At 59.5% G+C, this 18,474-nt stretch carries 15 protein-coding genes; 3 read left to right on the forward strand and 12 right to left on the reverse strand.

Annotation, left to right across the window (positions count from 1 at the left end; genetic code table 11):
* Positions 1 to 6 precede the first annotated feature (6 nt).
* The 7 genes from HNQ72_RS13645 to mutS all read right to left on the reverse strand — a co-directional run bounded on the left by HNQ72_RS13645 (position 7) and on the right by mutS (position 9,834).
* Positions 7 to 2,817 carry a [protein-PII] uridylyltransferase gene (locus HNQ72_RS13645; RefSeq protein WP_183992744.1) on the reverse strand — a complete coding sequence of 937 codons (2,811 nt, stop codon included), beginning with the start codon at positions 2,815 to 2,817 and terminating at the stop codon, positions 7 to 9.
* Between the two features lie 160 nt (positions 2,818 to 2,977).
* Positions 2,978 to 3,988 carry a helix-turn-helix domain-containing protein gene (locus HNQ72_RS13650; protein WP_183992745.1) on the reverse strand — a complete coding sequence of 337 codons (1,011 nt, stop codon included), beginning with the start codon at positions 3,986 to 3,988 and terminating at the stop codon, positions 2,978 to 2,980.
* Positions 3,989 to 4,124: 136 nt separating this feature from the next.
* Positions 4,125 to 5,054, reverse strand: coding sequence for an MYG1 family protein (locus HNQ72_RS13655; RefSeq protein WP_183992746.1), 930 nt, complete (start codon positions 5,052 to 5,054; stop codon positions 4,125 to 4,127).
* A 94-nt stretch (positions 5,055 to 5,148) separates the two neighbouring features.
* Positions 5,149 to 5,631 (reverse strand): transcription elongation factor GreA, encoded by a 483-nt coding sequence (gene greA, locus HNQ72_RS13660; RefSeq protein WP_183992747.1) that lies wholly within the window; start codon positions 5,629 to 5,631, stop codon positions 5,149 to 5,151.
* 138 nt (positions 5,632 to 5,769) lie between these two features.
* On the reverse strand, positions 5,770 to 6,870 hold the full coding sequence (locus HNQ72_RS13665; protein ID WP_183992748.1) for an RDD family protein: 1,101 nt from the start codon (positions 6,868 to 6,870) through the stop codon (positions 5,770 to 5,772).
* Entirely contained in the window at positions 6,860 to 7,051 is a 192-nt protein-coding gene (locus tag HNQ72_RS31245; protein WP_183992749.1) for a DUF4339 domain-containing protein, read from the reverse strand. Before HNQ72_RS31245 ends, HNQ72_RS13665 begins: the two co-directional genes overlap by 11 nt.
* 131 nt (positions 7,052 to 7,182) lie before the next feature.
* Positions 7,183 to 9,834, reverse strand: coding sequence for a DNA mismatch repair protein MutS (gene mutS / locus HNQ72_RS13675; RefSeq protein WP_373289443.1), 2,652 nt, complete (start codon positions 9,832 to 9,834; stop codon positions 7,183 to 7,185).
* Between the two features lie 194 nt (positions 9,835 to 10,028).
* Here mutS and HNQ72_RS13680 point away from each other — a divergent pair, with 194 nt between their 5' ends.
* From HNQ72_RS13680 to HNQ72_RS13690, 3 genes are all read left to right on the forward strand, one after another.
* A complete protein-coding gene (locus HNQ72_RS13680; RefSeq protein WP_183992751.1) occupies positions 10,029 to 12,314 on the forward strand; it encodes an NADP-dependent malic enzyme in 2,286 nt (761 codons plus the stop codon).
* Between the two features lie 67 nt (positions 12,315 to 12,381).
* Positions 12,382 to 12,639: a type II toxin-antitoxin system Phd/YefM family antitoxin gene (locus HNQ72_RS13685; protein ID WP_183992752.1), complete on the forward strand. Its 258-nt coding sequence runs from the start codon at positions 12,382 to 12,384 to the stop codon at positions 12,637 to 12,639.
* Positions 12,636 to 13,025, forward strand: coding sequence for a type II toxin-antitoxin system VapC family toxin (locus tag HNQ72_RS13690; RefSeq protein WP_183992753.1), 390 nt, complete (start codon positions 12,636 to 12,638; stop codon positions 13,023 to 13,025). The genes HNQ72_RS13685 and HNQ72_RS13690 overlap by 4 nt, the downstream gene beginning before the upstream one ends.
* A 3-nt stretch (positions 13,026 to 13,028) precedes the next feature.
* Here the strand turns inward: HNQ72_RS13690 and olsB are convergent, their stop codons facing one another.
* The 5 genes from olsB to HNQ72_RS13715 form a co-directional block, all read right to left on the reverse strand.
* The gene (gene olsB, locus HNQ72_RS13695; RefSeq protein WP_183992754.1) at positions 13,029 to 13,901 is read right to left on the reverse strand and encodes a l-ornithine N(alpha)-acyltransferase; all 873 of its coding nucleotides are present in this window, start codon (positions 13,899 to 13,901) and stop codon (positions 13,029 to 13,031) included.
* A gap of 98 nt (positions 13,902 to 13,999) precedes the next feature.
* On the reverse strand, positions 14,000 to 15,796 hold the full coding sequence (locus tag HNQ72_RS13700; RefSeq protein ID WP_183992755.1) for a hybrid sensor histidine kinase/response regulator: 1,797 nt from the start codon (positions 15,794 to 15,796) through the stop codon (positions 14,000 to 14,002).
* 58 nt (positions 15,797 to 15,854) lie between these two features.
* Positions 15,855 to 16,343, reverse strand: coding sequence for a signal peptidase II (gene lspA / locus HNQ72_RS13705; protein ID WP_183992756.1), 489 nt, complete (start codon positions 16,341 to 16,343; stop codon positions 15,855 to 15,857).
* On the reverse strand, positions 16,340 to 17,200 hold the full coding sequence (locus HNQ72_RS13710) for a TrmH family RNA methyltransferase (RefSeq protein WP_183992757.1): 861 nt from the start codon (positions 17,198 to 17,200) through the stop codon (positions 16,340 to 16,342). The genes lspA and HNQ72_RS13710 overlap by 4 nt, the downstream gene beginning before the upstream one ends.
* A complete protein-coding gene (locus HNQ72_RS13715; protein WP_373289417.1) occupies positions 17,197 to 18,318 on the reverse strand; it encodes a class I SAM-dependent methyltransferase in 1,122 nt (373 codons plus the stop codon). The genes HNQ72_RS13710 and HNQ72_RS13715 overlap by 4 nt, the downstream gene beginning before the upstream one ends.
* Positions 18,319 to 18,474 lie beyond the last annotated feature (156 nt).

Genomic DNA, 18,474 nt, shown 5'->3' on the forward strand with positions numbered 1-18,474 from the left:
TATCCGTCACGCGCGCGCCTTGCTCTTGCGCGGCGGCTGTTCTTCTGTGGCCGGTGTCGGGTTCTTCTTCGCCTCTTCTTCCTGATCGGTCATGACCAACTTCAGCCGTGCAGAAATGGTGTTCTGGCGGTTGTCATTGGTGACCTTCTGACCAACCAGATCGGTGACGTAGAAGGTATCGATGACCTTTTCGCCGAATGTGGTGATGCGGGCCGACTGGATGTCCAGCGACAGATCGGCCAGACCGGCGGTGATATCCGCCAGAAGACCGGTGCGGTCGAGGCATTCAATCTCAATGACCGTGAACTTGTTGGAAAGGCTGTTCGAGATGGTGACCGAAGGCGGGATGTCGAAGGCCTTGGTCTTCTTGCGGGTCTTGGCGCGGGTGGCGATGACTTCCGGCAGGCGGCGCTTGCCCGAAAGCACATCCTCGATCATCCGGCCGATCGTGCCGGCGCGGCGGAGTTCATCCTCGTCTACAGCAAATTCCCGGTTGATCAGGATCGTATCAAGGGCACGGCCGTCGCTGGTCGTGAAAATCTGCGCATCAACGATGTTGGCGCCGGCGGCAGCACAGGCGCCTGCAATGATCGACAGAAGCCGTGGATGGTCGGGCGCGAGCACGGTGATCTCGGTGATTGCCCGGAAGGCATCGGTGCGGACCATGGTCGCAAGCGCATGGCCGGCGCGATCAGTGTCGCGGATGAAGGTTGCATGGCGAACCTGATCGTTCAGCGAAACGGCCAGGAGATAGGGCTGATAATGGAGCGACGAATAGGTCTTGCGCTCCTTCCCGTCCCAGGAAGACAGCGCATCGAAAAGCGCCTCTTCGGCAACAGTCGCGCGCTCGCGACGCGGCAGGTCGGAAAAGCCGCCGGAGAGCAGGATCTCGGTCTCGTAGTAAAGGGTACGCAGAAGCTGACCCTTCCAGCCGTTCCACACGCCTGGACCGACGGCGCGCGTGTCGCAGATCGTCAGGACGAGCAACAGCTTCAGCCGGTCCATGGACTGCACGACAGCAGCAAAATCGCTGATCGTCTTGCGGTCATGCAGATCGCGGGTCTGGGCGGTCATCGACATGACCAGATGCTGCTCGATCAGCCAGACGACTATTTCGGTCTGCTTATGATTCAGGCCAAGCCTCGGGCAGAGTTTCCGCGCCATACGGGCGCCGGCGATCGAGTGATCTTCCTGGCGGCCCTTGGCGACATCGTGGAAAAGAACGGCGACATAAAGGGCTTCACGCTCCTCTATGCCCGGCATGATCTTGGTGGCAAGCGGATGCGCTTCCTGCATCTCGCCCTTGTCGATCTCCGACAGGGCTTCGACCGAGCGGATCAGGTGCTCATCGACCGTATAGTGGTGATACATGTTGAACTGCATCATCGCCACGACCTTGCCGAATTCGGGGATGAAGCGGCCGAGCACACCGGCCTCGTTCATCCGACGCAGCATCAACGCCGGATCGCGGCGCGAAGTCAGAATGGAGAGAAACAGCCGGTTGGCTTCCTCGTTCTCACGCAGACTGTTGTCGATCAGCGTCAGCGAACGGGTCATGCGCTTCAGCGCATCGGGATGCAATTCGAGCTGATGAATATCCGCGACATGGAAGAAGCGGATGATGTTGACCGGATCGCGGCTGAAGACGTCCGGCGACGCAAGCGTGATGCGGCCACGGTCGGTGACAAAATCCGTCGTGCCGGGGATCTTGTGCAGACGATGGGTGAAACGCGAGAGGACGCGATTGGCAAGCCCGGGTGCCGCCTTGGCCTGCTGTTCTTCCAGCGCCGCGCAGAAGATGCGCGTCAGATCGCCGACATCCTTGGCGACAAGGAAGTAATGCTTCATGAAACGCTCGACGGCGGAAAGGCCGGGGCGGGAGTGATAACCGAGGGCCGAGGCGATATCGCGCTGGATATCGAAGGACAGGCGCTCCTCCGACTTTCCGGTGAGGAAATGCATGTGGCAGCGAACCGCCCAGAGAAAATCGTCCGCTTTTTCGAACAGCCGGAATTCACCACGAGAGAACACCCCGAGCTTGACCAGTTCGGCGGCATCCTTGACGCGGTAGTAATATTTGGCGATCCAGAACAGCGTATGGAGGTCGCGCAGGCCGCCCTTGCCTTCCTTGACGTTCGGCTCGACGAGGTAACGGGTGTCACCGGATTTCTGGTGACGCTGGTCGCGCTCGGCAAGCTTGGCGCTGACAAATTCGGCACCGGTATCGGCGACGACTTCCCTGTCGAAACGGGTCTCGAGATCCGCAAACAGGGTCGCACAACCGCAGATCAGGCGGCTTTCCAGGATCGCAGTGCGGATGGTCATATCCGTCTTGGAGAGGCGGATGCACTCCTCGACCGTGCGGGTCGCGTGGCCGACCTTAAAGCCCATGTCCCAGAGAATATAGAGCAGGAACTCGACGGCCTTGCGCATCTCCTCAGAGTTCTTCGCCGGCAGAAGGAACAGAAGATCGATATCCGATCCGGGTGCAAGCGTTCCTCGGCCATAACCGCCGACGGCCGCAATAGTGATGTCCTTGCCTTGCGGATGTACGGCGGCGGCGACGATGTCATGCAGGACGCAGATGATCTGATCCTGAACCCAGGAAATGCGCTCGGCGCAATTGAGCCCGCTGCCGTCTTTTTCGAGCAGTTCACGCGCCTTCTGGCGGCCCTCGTTGCTGGCACGGCGCATGATAGGCAGAAGCGCCGAGCGCAGTTCCAGAAGTGGACGGTCCGTCTTCATCACCGCGCAGCATTCGGCCTTCAGGGCATCTACATCGAGAAGTTCGGAGAAATTGATTTCGTGTCTGGCCATATCATTCCTGCCGATGCCAGTTTGCCGGTCGGCTCCAGAGCGTTTCCGGGCGCAAAACCGGTTCCCAATTTTGCTGGAGTTGCTCTAACGAATTCTGGTCACCTTGACCACCAATTATGGCAGCAGGTCGTTTCCAAGTTGTTGCCTTGCAGCATGAAGTTCAAGAGAGGGTTGTTTCGACTTTCGACCTCGCACGCCACTGGCGCGGGCTCATGCCCGTTGCGCGACGAAACTCCCGGTTAAAGTTCGATTTTGTCGAGAATCCGACGTCGAGCATGATTGCCGTCGCCGATTGTTTTGTTTCATCCAACAGGCGGCAGGCTTCGCCGACACGACGGTTGTTGACGAACTGGGAGACGTTGAGACCTGTGGCACGGTTGATGGCGGAAGACAGGTCGCGCGCCGGAATTTTCGCCTTGCGGGAGATTTTCGCGAGGCTGAGATTTTCGTCCCTGTAGAGTTCGCCTTCGCCGAGAGCCGCCGTGACGCGCTCGACGATTGCCGCATCAGCCGGATCGGGCAAAGCCGACACTTTCGGTGAAACGGCAGCGCGATCCGGCTCGGGCAGGAGGTAGTAGATGCCGGTTGCCACAAGCGCGACGACGTTCATGATCGCCACCGCGAACGGAACGCCTTCGGCACCGGCAATACCCGCATAGACAGCCACGGCGAGATCGCTCAGGGCGAAGAAGAACATCAGGATTGCGGTCAGACGCGCGGCGCGCAAAGCCGGGCGCATGCGCTGAAGGCTTGCCTCCGCCATCACCTCGTCATCGCTGGCTCGCGTCAGGCGCCAGAGCGCCGTGCCGTAAACGAGGAAGATCACAAGCAGCAGCGGATCGACCAGCACCTGCAGAGAGGCGACCGAAAGCGCGATGAAAGCCGGTGCCCAGAGATGGATCCAGGGTTTGGGTATAGACGCATCCGTCAGGCCGCGAAACGCCAGGAAGGCGAGCGGCGGCATGACCGAGGCGGTAATCGGCTGGATCGGCGCAAGCGCCTTGACGCCGTAGCCGAAATGCAGGCCGACAACCACGCCCTGCAATGCATAAAGGATCAGGAAAGCGACGAAATACCGGCGGCTTCCCGGCGCTTCCACGCCCTTGAGGCTGTGATGGAGAACCAGCGCGAAGATCAGTCCGGCAATGAAGGGCAATGGTATGGCGAGCAATGGACGATCCCGATGGCGCTCAGAAAAGCCTGAAGAAAATTCTACGACGATCTATATCATCTTCGGGCCCGAAAGGGAGATCGGGCTACCCGCAAATAGCAGGTAGCCCGATCCCGGCTTCGCCAGTCTTAGCGGTTCAAGCCGTTGCCAAGGCTTCCTTGACGGCAATCTCGGCCATGGCAAGGGCAGCTTCACGGCTGGTAGCTGCGGCGATGAAGCGGCCATTATGGCAGAAGGTGGCGCCCTTGACGCCGGATGCGGCCTCGAGATCGCCATTCGTCAGGCCAGCCCAGGACTTTGGCAGGTCGGCGCGCAGTTCAAACCCGTCGTCGGCACGGCGGATGCCGGTGACGCACCAGTCCTTGCCGTCGCGCGGGTGGACGACGAAAAGAAGATGATCGGCTCCGGCCTTCACGATTGCCGGGCGGAAGGGCATTCCCATGGGAAGCTCAAGAACGCGCCCCTCACCCGTCTTTTCGATCGCGTTGAGCACGAGTGTCTCGGCCCGCAGCTTTGCGGCGCGCTTGCCGACACCGGCTTCGACAAAGGCGCGTGCGATGGAAAGGGCAGCGTGGAAGGCGCGCTCATCGGCACCCTCTTCCTTCTCGTCGAAACTGGGCTTCAGCGTTTCGAGCAGGCTCGAGAGGGTGAGCCCGGCCAGAGGACCGGCGCTGGACGGGCTGAGTGCGCCGTTATCCATCAGGTCGATCGGCAGGACGAAGCTCTTGTCGAAGGATGCGTGCAGAGCATCGATATGGGCTTCGGGAACGTTCATCGCCGCCAGATAATCGCGACCGTAGTGCTTCCAGATCAGGCCGAAGGAGCTGTAGGGCGCCTCGTCTTCACGCAATGGCGCGCCGCGCTGGTGATGGTCGAAAATCTGCTTCTCGGCATCATAGGCGCCGCCGACATCATAGATGATACGATCGCTGCCGGGCGTGATCCATTCGGGCGCGCGGCTGCGAACGATCTTCGCCTCCGGAAAAAGCCGGGTCAGGATGACGCTGGAAAGAAGCTCATCGGCATGGAAGCCACCGGAATGGGTGACGAGATAGTTGGGGGTCATGCCGCGGGGCACCTCTGTTTGCATGGGAGTGCGAGGTGATAGCTGCAGACGCCCGACTTCACAAGCGCAGCCACGCTTCGAGTGACAAAGCCGATTACAAAATCGCGATGATTTCGAGTTCCTGATTGCCGACGGTCACCAGATCGCCGACGGACTTGCCGTTGAGCGCGCGGGCGACCGGCGACACATAGGAGATCGTACCAGCCTTGGGATCAGCTTCGTCTTCGCCTACGATGCGATAGGTCTGTTCGCGGCCATCATCGCGGCTGAAGCGGACAGTGCTGCCGAATGAGACGCTATCAGCTGACGCCGGTGCCGGGATGAGTTGGGCTGTGTGGACCCGTTCGGCGAAATAACGGATGTCTCGCGCTGGTCCTGCCGCCTGCCGGCGACGCTCATTGATGTCGTCGATCGCGTTCGCTGCTTCATGGGCATCGCGAGCAGATTGCAATTGCTGCTCAAGCGCCTTCAGGCCTGCCTCGGTGACAAGGTTCGGGTGGGACGAAATCGGCCGATCGGGCAGCACCGTTTCGGCGGCCGTCTCAGCACTTTCTTCCTTCATGAAGGCAACGCTCACGCGCGAATTCCTCTTGCACCCATTTCAGTCCGCCACATAACGGTGGCTTCGGCATTTCTACCGCACCTAAACAATAGATGAGAGGAACGGCAAGTGCCATCTTGCCCGGCAAAACCCACTCGCCGGCGGCGATCTGATTTATGATGGAGCAAGCAAAGCATTTGGCGACAGTGCGGAAAAGCAGGTTTCCTCATCACATGGCATATTTGCCGGGACATTGATGTCCTTTGCCGTCGACATGAGGGATTTAATCAGTACCTCCCTGATCGCGAGCTTGCCTAGAGGTCGCCCCTCAACGAACAAGAGCATTCGCCAGGCGCTCCGGCCGACGATAACAACGGTCAATTCAACATTCACGTCCTTCAACTTCGTCTGCACCCCGGTGACGCGTGCAGCATCCAGACCATTCAGCTTGAACGGCTCCCACTGGTCACTGATGGAAATATCCTCAGCAACCACGCTTTGCAGCGCCTCACCGTAAGCGACTGCGTCGACCGATGGCTGATCCATGGGCTCATAACCAAACAGGATTTCGGAGGACAGGTTGGCTGCGCCGAAATGATAGAGCTTGCCGCTTTCGGCTTTAAGCTCTTCAAAGACCCAGGTGGACCAGAGATCAGCCTTCTTGCCAGTGGCGGGATTTTCCCAATAACGATAACTAGAGGCCATGCGCTCTTCCGCGCGCAGCATGTTCACATATCCGATGGTCATTACAGTCAGCAGCAGTGCGACGGCAGTCGTTGCGGCGGCGGCGACAGAGCGGGAGAGTCTGCCTGTTCCCCAAACGACGGCTGCACCGTCGTCATACCAGGCAGGTCTTCCCCTGGCGACGCGCCGATATTGCAGCATGCAGGGGATGAGCGAAATATAGGGAATGCCGGCAATTCCGATAAAGAGCCAGAGCTTGAACTCCCGCCTCATATAGAACCGCCAGTCCGGTGTGCCCGACCTGTTTTCCACCCTCACCCCGGCAACCAACTTGCCAGGGGTGGTGCCAAACAGCGTCATGGATCCCCACAAAATGACGCTCGTGATCGCGGCAAGGAGAAATATGGTCGGAAGATTGTCGGCTAGCGGGAAATTCGTACCAGTACCAGGCATATAAGGCTGAACGAGATATCCGAGCGGCAATCCGATTGCCGCCCCGATGATCCATTCATCTGCAATGCGCGCCCAAAAACGCGGCCATGGTCCCGCAATCATCAGATCGGGCGAGGAAACCGACACCTCACCTGGCAATTCGAACTCGAAGGGGGAGGCCCAATTCCTCGACTTCCGAAGCCTTGGCCCAATCTGCAAGGCCTGCGTGCCAAAGCAATGTGTCCGGCTTTATCGTACCCTTGCCGACCAACCCGGCAAGGGCTTCGGCGGGAACAGGACCAGCCTGTTTCCGTCCTAGCTTATAATACCAATAGGTCATTTAAATCAGTCACATCCCCGTTTCCCCATGAACGAGGCTATAGGAGCATGCGAACTCGATGCAAATGCCAAGTTGTATCAGCGGTCGTTGACCAACAGCTTCTGCCCCTCTGCAATGACACGCCCAACAGATCAAGCCTTTTCGGCGGCCTGCTTCTTGAGTGCATAAAGCGCTTCGAGCGCCTCACGCGGGCTCATGTCATCCGGGTTGATAGCCTTCAACGCTTCATCGACCTTGGAAGATCCACCACGCTTTTCTTCCTTGCGCACCGCGACCTGGAAAAGCGGCAGATCGTCGATCAGCTGGCTTGCCGGGTTCTTGCGATCGGAATCCTCCAGCTTGGTCAGGACATCCCGGGCGCGGTTCACGACGCTATCGGGAAGACCGGCAAGGCGGGCGACCTGGATGCCGTAAGAACGGTCGGCAGCACCGGGGCCGACTTCGTGCAGGAAGATCACTTCGCCATCCCATTCCTTCACCTTCATCGTGGCATTGGAAAGGCGGTTCAGCTTTTCCGACAGGACGGTCAACTCATGGAAGTGGGTGGCGAACAGGCCGCGGCAGCGATTGCCCTCGTGCAGGTGCTCAACCGAAGCCCAGGCGATCGACAGGCCGTCGAACGTGGCGGTTCCACGGCCGATCTCGTCAAGGATGACCAGCGAACGGTCGGTTGCCTGATTGAGGATGGCCGCCGTTTCGACCATCTCGACCATGAAGGTGGAGCGGCCGCGGGCGAGATCGTCCGAGGCGCCGACGCGTGAGAACAGCCGGTCGACCACGCCGATGTGAGCAGAGGCTGCAGGAACAAAGGAACCCATCTGGGCAAGAATGGCGATCAGCGCGTTCTGGCGCAGGAAGGTCGATTTACCGCCCATGTTCGGGCCGGTGAGAAGCCAGAGCGCGCCGAATTCACCGCCGTTTTTCGGTGACAGATCGCATTCATTGGCGATGAACGGGCCGGAGGACTGGCGGCGCAGGGCCTGCTCGACCACCGGATGGCGGCCGCCCTCGATCGCGAACATGCGGCTGTCGTCGACAATCGGGCGGCGATAATCCCATTCCTCGGCAAGCATGGCGAGACCGCCGGCGACATCGATGATCGACAGAGCGCGCGCACCTGCTTTGACCGCCTCGGCTTCAGCCGTCACGGCGGCGACCATGCGGTCGAAGGCTTCGAGCTCGATCGTCAGCGCCTTGTCGGCGGCGTTGGCGATGCGGCTTTCGAGATCGGCGAGTTCCGTCGTGGTGAAGCGCATGGCATTCGCCATCGTCTGGCGATGGATGAAGCGCGCCTTGGCTTCCGGCGTATCTGTCATCGGGCCGGCATTGCCGGCGGTGACCTCGATGAAATAACCCAGCACGTTGTTATGCTTGATCTTCAGCGACTTGATGCCGGTTTCCTCGGCATATTGCAGCTGCAGGCCGGCAATCACCTTGCGGGACTGGTCGCGCAGGGCACGGACCTCATCGAGGTCCGAATTGGATCCATCGGCCAGAAAACCGCCGTCGCGCTTCAAAAGCGGCAGGTCTTCGGCCAACATGTTGCCGAGCAGGGATTCAACTGCAACCGGAAGGGCCTTGAGATCGACCAGTGCATCGGAGAGTTCATCCGGCAGCATCGATCCATCGAGGAACGATGCCACGCCGCGCGCTGCTTGGAGACCGGTCAGGATTGCACCGAGATCGCGCGGGCCACCACGGTCGAGCGCGAGGCGGGACAGCGCGCGCGGCATGTCCGGGACGTGTTTCAGCGAGCTACGCAGATCGGAACAAAGCGACGGCTCATCGAGCAGGAAGGAAATGGAATCGAGACGGAGATTGATACGATCCGGATCGGTGAGCGGCGACATCAGCCGCTCCGCAAGAAGCCGGGCACCGCCACCGGTGACGGTGCGGTCGATGGCCTTGAGGAGCGTGCCTTCGCGCTCGCCTGACAGGGTCTTGGTCAGTTCGAGATTGCCGCGGGTGGCAGGATCGATGAACAGGGTCGATGCGCCGCTTTCGCGCTCCGGCCGACCAAGTGGCGGGCGTTCCGAGATCTGGGTCTTTTCGACATAGGCGATGGCGGCGGCAGCGGCAGCAAATTCGGCACGGGAAAACGAACCGAAACCATCAAGCGTGCCAACACCGAAATAAAGGGTGATGCGTCCCTCGGACGTGGCACTGTCGAACAGCACCGCCGGCTGCGGCACGGCGACGCGGCCAAGCACATCGAAGACCGGCTTCAGCTCCGGATCATGGAACATCGTATCCGGCATGATCAGTTCGCGCGGCTCGATGCGCAGGATATCGGCAAGCAGGCGCGAAGGATCGGTTTCCGCCAAGCGGAAAACGCCGGTGGAGATATCGATCCAGGCCAGCGCCATCGCCTGCTCGGCACCGCCCTTGATGCGGGCAAGCGTCATCAGATAGTTGGATTCAGAGGCGACGAGCAGCTTTTCCTCGGTGATCGTGCCGGGCGTCACAAGCCGCACGACATCGCGCTTCACAACCGACTTGGAACCGCGCTTCTTGGCTTCTGCCGGGTCTTCCACCTGCTCGCAGACGGCGACACGGAAACCGAGCGCTATCAGCTTCTGCAGATAATCATCGGCCGCATGGACAGGCACGCCGCACATCGGGATATCCTGCCCCATGTGCTGGCCGCGCCTAGTGAGCGTAATGCCAAGCGCCCGGGATGCGTCAATCGCGTCCTGGAAAAACAGTTCGTAGAAATCGCCCATGCGATAGAAGAGCAGCGAACCGGGATTGTTCGCCTTGATCTCGATGAACTGCTCCATCATCGGGGTGGCCGTGGCACGGCTTTCCTCCGAAGCGAGCTGGTCGGGGGTCAGGGCATCGATGGACAAACGTTCAAACTGGGTCACTGGGCCGATTTTCATTGCGCATGGAAAGTCGTGACTCTATCGGTGAAGCCCCTTTGAAGACAACATTTGCAGCAGCTTCAAGCGAAGCTGCCCACAGGAAGCTGGAGGATATGGTCGTGAACGATAAGGCAGGAAGCACGCGAACATCGGTAACCGAGCAGGAAGCACTCGATTTTCACTCCGATGGCCGCCCCGGCAAGCTCGAAATCACCCCGACCAAGCCGATGGCGACGCAGCGCGACCTGTCGCTGGCCTATTCTCCGGGCGTGGCCGTGCCGGTGCTGGCGATCGCTGCCGACGCAGCCAAAGCCTATGATTACACGACGCGCGGCAACATGGTGGCCGTGATTTCGAACGGCACGGCGATCCTCGGCCTCGGCAATCTCGGCGCATTGGCATCGAAACCGGTCATGGAAGGCAAGTCGGTTCTGTTCAAGCGGTTTGCCGATGTCGATTCGATCGATCTTGAAGTCGACACCGAGAATGTCGACGAGTTCATCAACTGCGTGCGTTATCTCGGTCCGTCCTTCGGTGGGATCAATCTCGAAGACATCAAGGCGCCGGAATGTTTCATCATCGAAAGCCGGTTGCGCGAACTGATGGATATTCCGGTTTTCCATGACGACCAGCACGGCACGGCAATCATCGCCGCCGCAGGCCTGATCAATGCGCTGGAGCTGACCGGTCGCGATCTGAAAACCACCAAGCTGGTTTGCAATGGTGCCGGTGCCGCCGCAATTGCCTGTATCGAACTGATCAAGGCGATGGGTTTTGCACCGGAAAACATCATCCTCTGCGACACCAAGGGCGTGATCTATCAGGGCCGTACCGAGGGCATGAACCAGTGGAAGTCGGCGCATGCAGCAAAGACTGACCGCCGCAGCCTGGAAGAAGCGATGAACGGTGCCGATGTGGTGTTCGGCCTCTCCCAGAAAGGAGCCTTCACCGAAGAGATGATCCGTTCGATGGCCGACAAGCCGATCATCTTTGCCATGGCCAACCCGGATCCGGAAATCACGCCCGAGGAAGTGGCGCGCATCCGCGACGATGCGATCATGGCAACCGGCCGCTCGGACTATCCGAACCAGGTCAATAATGTGCTCGGTTTCCCTTACATTTTCCGCGGCGCGCTCGATGTGCGTGCACGTCAGATCAACGACGCGATGAAGATCGCCGCCGCTCAGGCGCTGGCCAATCTTGCCCGCGAGGCGGTGCCGGACGACGTGGCTGCGGCCTATCAGGGTGTGCGTCCGCGTTTCGGCGCACAATACATCATCCCGGTTCCGTTCGATCCTCGCCTGATCTCGGCCATTCCCATGGCGGTTGCGCAGGCTGCAATGGAAAGCGGCGTGGCGCGTCGCGACATTACCGACATCGCCGCTTACGGCCGCGAACTTGCCGCCCGGCGCGATCCGATCGCGGCCACGACCCAGAGCATCTATGACCGGGTGCGGCGTTTCCCGAAGCGGGTTGTATTCGCCGAGGCCGAAGAAGAACAGGTCATGCGCGCCGCGATCTCCTTCTGTAACCAGGATCTCGGCACGTCCATCCTTCTCGGTCGCGACGACGTTATCCGGGCCACAGCGGAGAAAGCCGGGATCGATCTCGACCGACCGGGCATCGAGATCGTCAATGCCCGCATATCGAAGCGGACGGAAGCCTATACCGATCACCTTTATGCCCGGCTTCAGCGACAGGGCTACCTGCTGCGTGACGTGCAGCGCCTGATCAACAATGACCGCAACCATTTTGCGGCAACTATGGTCGCCGTTGGCGATGCGGATGCGATGGTGACCGGCACGACCCGCAACTATGCCTCTGCGCTTGCCGATGTGCGGCGCTGCATCGCGACCAAGCCCGGCCATCGGGTGATCGGGGTCTCGCTCGTCGTTGCCCGCGGCCGAACTATCTTCGTTGCGGACACAGCCGTGCATGACCAGCCGAATGCCGAGGATCTTGCCGACATCGCAACAGAGGCCGCACGCGTTGCGCGCCGCATGGGTTACGAGCCCCGCGTGGCGATGCTTGCTTACTCCAACTTCGGCCAGTCGGTTGGGGAGCGTTCCGAGCGCGTGCGCGAGGCGGTAAAAATCCTCGACAGCCGTCGGGTCGATTTCGAGTATGACGGCGAGATCGCTGCGGACGTGGCGCTCAACGCAACGCGCATGGAGCAGTACCCGTTCTGCAGGCTTTCGGGCACCGCAAACGTGCTGGTCATGCCGGCGATCCATTCGGCTTCGATTGCAACGCGCATGCTGCAGGAACTCGGCGGCTCGACGCTCATCGGCCCGCTTCTGGTCGGTCTCGACAAGTCGGTGCAGATCACCCAGATGGGCGCCAAGGACAGCGAAATCGTCAACATGGCAGCGATCGCAGCTTACAACGCAGGATCGTAAGCATTTCTTGATATGACCCGCCGAGTGAACTAAGTTCAGTGAACTAAGTCCACTCGGGGCAGATGCCATGAAGACGGTCAATATTCACGAAGCAAAGACACACCTTTCGCGCCTCGTCGAAGAGGCCGCGAAAGGCGAAGGGTTCGTCATCGCCAAGGCTGGAAAGCCGATGGTGAAGGTGGTTCCGCTTGAGGATGCGCCCGCAGGCGCCTCAAAGAAGAAACGCCGCATAGGCTTTCTCGATGGCCAGTTTTCCGTGCCGGACGACTTCGATACGATGTTCGCCAAAGAAATCGAAGATATGTTTTACGGCGAAGATAAATGAGGCTCCTCCTGGATTCTCATATTTTGGTCTGGCTTGCCGCCATGAGTATCAAGCTTCCGGCACAGGCCAGACCATTGATAGAAGATATCGATAACACCCTTTTCTTCAGCGCAGCCAGCATATGGGAGCTGTCCGTCAAGCATGCGCTCGGACGAGACAACATACCGGTTCACCCCCGCGTGCTGCATCGCGCTCTATTGGATAACGGCTTTTTAGAGCTGCCCGTGACCAGCGGCCATGCGTTTGCACTTGAAGCCTTGCCGCCAATCCACAAAGACCCGTTCGACCGTATACTGATCGCTCAGGCCACGTCCGAAGGCATGCTTCTGCTCACTTCGGACGAGACCATCGCCAGATATAACGGGCCGATACGGCTCGTTCGCTAGATATCAGCTGGCGAAGCGGCCCGCGTCGGCGCCGAAATGGTTGATGTAGCGGCCGGAAATGACGGCAATCGGCAGGACAATCAGGACGTCGGTGGTGTTGAAGGCCTGGTCGACCACGGCACCGTCGCCGATCATAGCTCCCAGACGCAGGTACCCCTTTACCAGCGGCGGCATTGCGGACAGGGCCTGACGCGGATTGATCTCTTCGGCGGGGATCATGTCCATGTCGCAATAGAGATCCGCCTTTGCCGACACCATCCACTCATCCTTCACCAGCGAGTTCTGGTGGAGGAAGGAAAGGGCAAGCGCATGTTCCTGCGGATCGACACCGGGGAAGGAGGCGCAGCCGAACATGGCGCCCATGCCGTGCCTCAGTGCGTAAGCCCAGTTGCCCTGCCAGAGCAGTTCCACGGTCCGCTTCGTGCGATAGTCTGGCAGAACGCAGGAACGGCCGAGTTCCATGAACTGCTTGTCGGGATGGCGCTTCAGGAGCGGCTCGATATCGAATTCCGATTCGGAATAGAAACCACCATTGGCCATGGCGACTTCTTGACGCAACAGGCGGTAGGTGCCAACGATCTGATCTTCGATTTCGCCATCGATCGCATTGTCGACCACCAGGAGATGATCGCAGATATCGTCATAGCTATCGAAATCGCGCTTGAGATGCATTGCCTCGGGAGGCAGCATCGCATTCATCTCTTCAACGAAAACGCGATAGCGAACCGACTGTGCCGCATCGATCTCCCGGCTGTTGCGCGCAAGCCGTGTTTCCAACGAGCCTATTCGGCCGAATACATCGCTCTTCTCGATGGAAGGCGCCGGTGTCGAGGGATGATCGAGGGTCAATTCGCGGTTCAGGAGTTCGATTGCCATGGTGAGTCACCCGTACCGGTTGGATCACCGCCATTAATCACGTCTCTGCAACAGGAACGTGACATCGATTGTCACAATAGGCTGCGGCTCAGAATCCGTCAACGGAGACGATGACGCGCAATATTCTCCGAGAGAAGATGGCTGATGTCTTCTAGTAAACGGGCTGGTTCTACGGGTTTTTGCAGGACTCTTTGTGCACCGGCAGTCGACGCGTTTTGCAGAGCCTCGTCGCGATCTTCGCCTGTCAGGACGATCACCGGAACTGCGAGACTATTTGTTGTTTTTTCGACCTCGCGCAGGTCGGCGAGAACATCCAACGGATCCCCGCCCGGCATGTTCAGGTCGGTTATAATCAGGTCAGGCCGCGCGCCGGGGGCGCGAACAAGATTGTAGAAACTCGGGACATCCGTGACCCATCGAACCTTGTGACCATTCTTCTGCAGCATGGTACGCAGCAGCATGGCACTGACCGGATCATCTTCGGCAAGAACGATATCCAACTCGTTTTGGATATCGAACGGCACAAATGCTTCGCTCCCCTCCTCATGGGACGGCATGCTCTGCGACTGATTGGCGATACGGCTGAAACCACGCATGCGGCCACTCAACACGTCGACAAGCGACCGCTCTCGCAGGGGGCGGATCAGCCAGGCATCGAACAAATCCTGCGGCTGCGAGGCCCGCTCCTCCGGATTGACGAGAAGAATGCGATGCAGAGGTTTGTGAAGCGGCTCGCAGGCATAATCCGATGCCAGCCGGTGATCGACGATCAGATCCGTGAAAGGCGCTTGCCCTTCCGCCGCTCGGTCGATCAGCATCGACACCTCCTGCGTGCTGCAGAGATGGCGGCAACGGCCGCCCAGCGCCTCGATCGTTGCAACGGTAGCCTGAGCCGTTGGTCCTTGCGGCGCGAGCAAGATCACACGAGACCGCGCCAGCATGCCGCTTCTATCGGTTTCGCCCGCCGCCACATCTTCGGCAAGGCGAACAGGGAAGCGAATTTTGAACGTACTCCCCTCCCCCTTCCGGCTCTTGACCGATAGGGAACCGTCGAACTCTGCCAGAATGCGCGACGCAATGCCGAGGCCGAGGCCGGTCCCTCCACTACGAGCTTCCACCGATCCGACCTGTTCGAACTCACCGAAAATTCGCGCCTGCTCCTGGGGTGTCATTCCCGGACCGGTATCGATGACAGCGATTTCGACGTTCTCCTCGGCAAGGGCCACCCGAACGAGCACACCACCGCTGGAGGTGAATTTTACCGCGTTGCCCATGACATTGAACAAAACCTGGCGGAGGCGGGCGGGATCGAAATCCAGCAATTCCGGGAGATCGGCGGCAAAGGTCGCGGCAATCTCGATGCGTTTTTCGTGGGCGCGTGGAGAGAGCATTTCCACGACGCTTTCCAGCAACTGGCGAAGATTTTCCGCTCTGGTGTTCAGCCGGAACCGGCCTGCCTCCATGGTGGAGAGATCGAGGATATCATCGACCAGCTGGGCCAGGAGATGGCCGGACTGGCGAATGCCGCTGAGATAGTTCTGCTGTTCGGCAGTCAGCTTCGTCTGGCTGAGCAGATGTGTCATGCCGAGAATGCCATTCAGTGGCGTGCGGATCTCATGCACGACCGTCGAAAGGCGGCGCGATTTCGCCTCGCTAGCAGCTTCGGATTCCTTCAGGCGGTTCTTCAGCGAGTGCCTGCCCGGCGACAAACGTGTCAACTGGAAAATAAGGTTCTGCAGTGGGTTCAGGTGTCGAGGGGTTGCGGCTGCGAAGAAATCCATTTCTTCTGGCGGCTCGACGATGAGTTCAGACAATTGCTCCGCCTGCCCTTCAGCAGAATGGGGCTGGGAGAAGGCCTTGGTCAGTCTGTCTTGCAACTCGGCGAGGGTGCGCATGGATTAAGCCTACACGGGCTTTCCTTCGCAATCCTTAGGCCGACGGCTTAACAGGGACTTAATCGCTCGATTTCGATCCGACAAGCTCATCTAGAATAACCAAGCCGGCTCCGATAGTTATGAAGCTGTCGGCCAGATTGAAGACGGCAAACGACCACGTCTCTGTATGAAACAGGATGTAATCTATGACGTGACCATAGACCAAACCGTCGATCAGGTTACCGACAGCGCCGGCTATGATCAGGGTGAAACCTGCATGCGCAAATGTTCTCGAAACCGGGGTGCGGCGCCAAAGCCAGAGAACGACACCAACGATGACGATGCGCATGCCAATGATGAATTCGCGCTCCATGCCGGAGAGAAGCGAGAAAGCAACACCGAGATTATAGGTTCGGAAGAGCGCCAGGAACGGGATGACCGGCACCGCCTCATGCATGGGCAGGTAGGCTTCAACCGCCAGCTTGATCACCTGATCGAGGATGACTGCGGCCACGATGACGATCCCCGCAATCAGGGGGTGGGACAGAGGTGTTACGCCTTTCGTCATGTTCTGTCTTCCAACGTCAGGAGGTGGCGGCGCGCTTCGAAAAGCATGACGGCGGTTGCGACGGCCAGATTGAGACTATCGGCAAGGCCCTGCTGAGGTATGCGAACAGTACGATTGGCGGCCTTGGCCAGATTGTCCGGCAGGCCGGACTGTTCGTTGCCCATCAGGATGACGACCGGCTTGCTCTTGTAGTCGGCCGTTCGGTAATCGACGGCACCGGCAAGATGGGTTGCCACGACATTGACGCCGGAACGTTTCTGCCAGCCAAGAAATTCGTCCACCGAGCATTTCACCACGGGAAGCGCGAAAACCGAGCCCATCGTGGCACGGACGGTTTCCAGTGAGAACGGATCCGTACAATCGCCAACGAGGATGACAGCAGAGGCACCGGCGGCATCGGCAGTGCGGATGATCGTTCCGAGATTGCCGGGATCACGCACGCGGTCCAGAGCCACAATGGTTTCATCGCTTTCAGGCGCCAGGTCTTCCAAGCGCTTCCAGCGCTGCTCGAAAATACCGACAACCATCTGCGGGTTATCGCGGCGGGTGACCGACGAGAGAACCTTTTCCGAGACTTCCAGAACGAGACCGCCATTTGCCACAGTGCGGGTTGCGACCTGCTCGACCAACGGCTTGCCCTTCGCAGCCTTGGCGTAAATCAGTGTGCGAATTTCCCAGCCCAGTTCCAGCGCGTCGATGACGAGCTTCAGGCCTTCGGCCATGAAAATCCCGGCGGCTTCGCGGTCCTTCTTGTTGGAAAGCGCCTTGATATACTTGATGATCGGGTTGGCGAGCGAGGTGACTTCCTTTACCTGCCCAACCTTGCGGGCACCCGGCTTTCTAAAATCGTCTGTCATTGGGAAACCCAGCGGCTGAAGAGTGAGGTGGATAGGGCACGGCCACGGGCCTGGCCGTCGATACCCGTCTCACGAATGACGAGTTCACCCGATTCCACCGTGCCACCGGCACCGCGCATGGTTTCGCGCATCAGCTCGTGGATGGAATAGAAGCTTGCCCGGATGGAATAGGCCGTCAGTACCAGCCCGACGGAATTCTTCGACAGAAGTTCACGGCAGATGTCGAGCATGACGGGCAGGTGCTCGAAAAGCTCCCAAACTTCCCCATTCGGGCCACGGCCAAATTTCGGGGGATCTGTCAGGATGATGTCATAGGTGCTGCCCCGGCGCTCCTCGCGCAGGATGAATTTCATCGCATCCTCGCAGATCCAGCGGATCGGCGCCTTGTCGAGACGCGAAAGAGCCTGGTTTTCCCGCGCCCAGCCGATGGCCTTCTTAGAGGCGTCGACATGGGTCACCTCTGCGCCGGCAGCGGCTGCCACGAGCGACGCTACCCCGGTGTAACCAAAGAGGTTGAGCACCCTGAGCGTACGGCCCTTGGCCTTTGCCTCTTCCACCTGATCCCTTACCCAGGTCCAGTGAACGATCTGCTCGGGAAAAAAGCCCATATGGCGGAATGCGGTAAAGCGGCCCTGAAAATCGATGTCGAGCAGCGAGAGCGGCCAGGTTTCGCCAAGAGCCTCGCGTGGAAACTTCCAGCGGCCCATACCGTCTTCATCGGTGTTGCCGGTGAAGACCGCATCAGCCCTGTTCCAGACGTCCGCAGACAGAGATGGCTGCCAGAGCGCCTGCGCCTCGGGCCTGACGACAAAATACGGACCGTATTTTTCGAGCTTGAGACCCTTGCCGCTGTCGACCAGGTGGAAATCGCCGGCATTCTGCGACTCAAGGATAATCGGGACATTTTCTTTCGGCAGATCGCCCTTGCGTACCATAAGCGGTCGCGTCTGCGCTGCAGACTGGCTGATGACGGGCTTGACCTCGCTCGCCTTGTCGCCTGCCTTCGGACGCGATGCGGCAACGGGAGACTTCGGCTTGCCGGTGGTGCTATGCCGGTCCTGCGCATTGCCGCCCCGAGAAGGAGCCTTCTGCCCCATCCGCTTGTCTCTGCTCTTCAACGGTTGATCCTTCGCTTTCATTTTCGTGCAGATAGCATCTGCAGCGCATTCGGCAAAGCCCATGCGATCACGCGCGACGGAAGCAAATGCGGAGAGCCATATGAGGCTATTAGAGGTCCGCGGGCCGAAAAGATGCTCACGATGTCAGGAAGATTT

It is taken from the genome of Aliirhizobium wenxiniae (genome assembly GCF_014201355.1).
GTDB lineage: Bacteria > Pseudomonadota > Alphaproteobacteria > Rhizobiales > Rhizobiaceae > Neorhizobium > Neorhizobium wenxiniae.

Excerpts from the sequence above, each read along its gene's own strand:
- HNQ72_RS13645 (WP_183992744.1), bottom strand. The coding sequence starts at position 2,817 with ATGGCCAGACACGAAATCAATTTCTCCGAACTTCTCGATGTAGATGCC.
- HNQ72_RS13655 (WP_183992746.1), bottom strand. The coding sequence starts at position 5,054 with ATGACCCCCAACTATCTCGTCACCCATTCCGGTGGCTTCCATGCCGAT.
- HNQ72_RS31245 (WP_183992749.1), bottom strand. The coding sequence starts at position 7,051 with ATGACCTATTGGTATTATAAGCTAGGACGGAAACAGGCTGGTCCTGTT.
- mutS (WP_373289443.1), bottom strand. The coding sequence starts at position 9,834 with ATGATGGAGCAGTTCATCGAGATCAAGGCGAACAATCCCGGTTCGCTG.
- HNQ72_RS13680 (WP_183992751.1), top strand. The coding sequence starts at position 10,029 with ATGGTCGTGAACGATAAGGCAGGAAGCACGCGAACATCGGTAACCGAG.
- HNQ72_RS13685 (WP_183992752.1), top strand. The coding sequence starts at position 12,382 with ATGAAGACGGTCAATATTCACGAAGCAAAGACACACCTTTCGCGCCTC.
- HNQ72_RS13690 (WP_183992753.1), top strand. The coding sequence starts at position 12,636 with ATGAGGCTCCTCCTGGATTCTCATATTTTGGTCTGGCTTGCCGCCATG.
- olsB (WP_183992754.1), bottom strand. The coding sequence starts at position 13,901 with ATGGCAATCGAACTCCTGAACCGCGAATTGACCCTCGATCATCCCTCG.
- HNQ72_RS13700 (WP_183992755.1), bottom strand. The coding sequence starts at position 15,796 with ATGCGCACCCTCGCCGAGTTGCAAGACAGACTGACCAAGGCCTTCTCC.
- lspA (WP_183992756.1), bottom strand. The coding sequence starts at position 16,343 with ATGACGAAAGGCGTAACACCTCTGTCCCACCCCCTGATTGCGGGGATC.
- HNQ72_RS13710 (WP_183992757.1), bottom strand. The coding sequence starts at position 17,200 with ATGACAGACGATTTTAGAAAGCCGGGTGCCCGCAAGGTTGGGCAGGTA.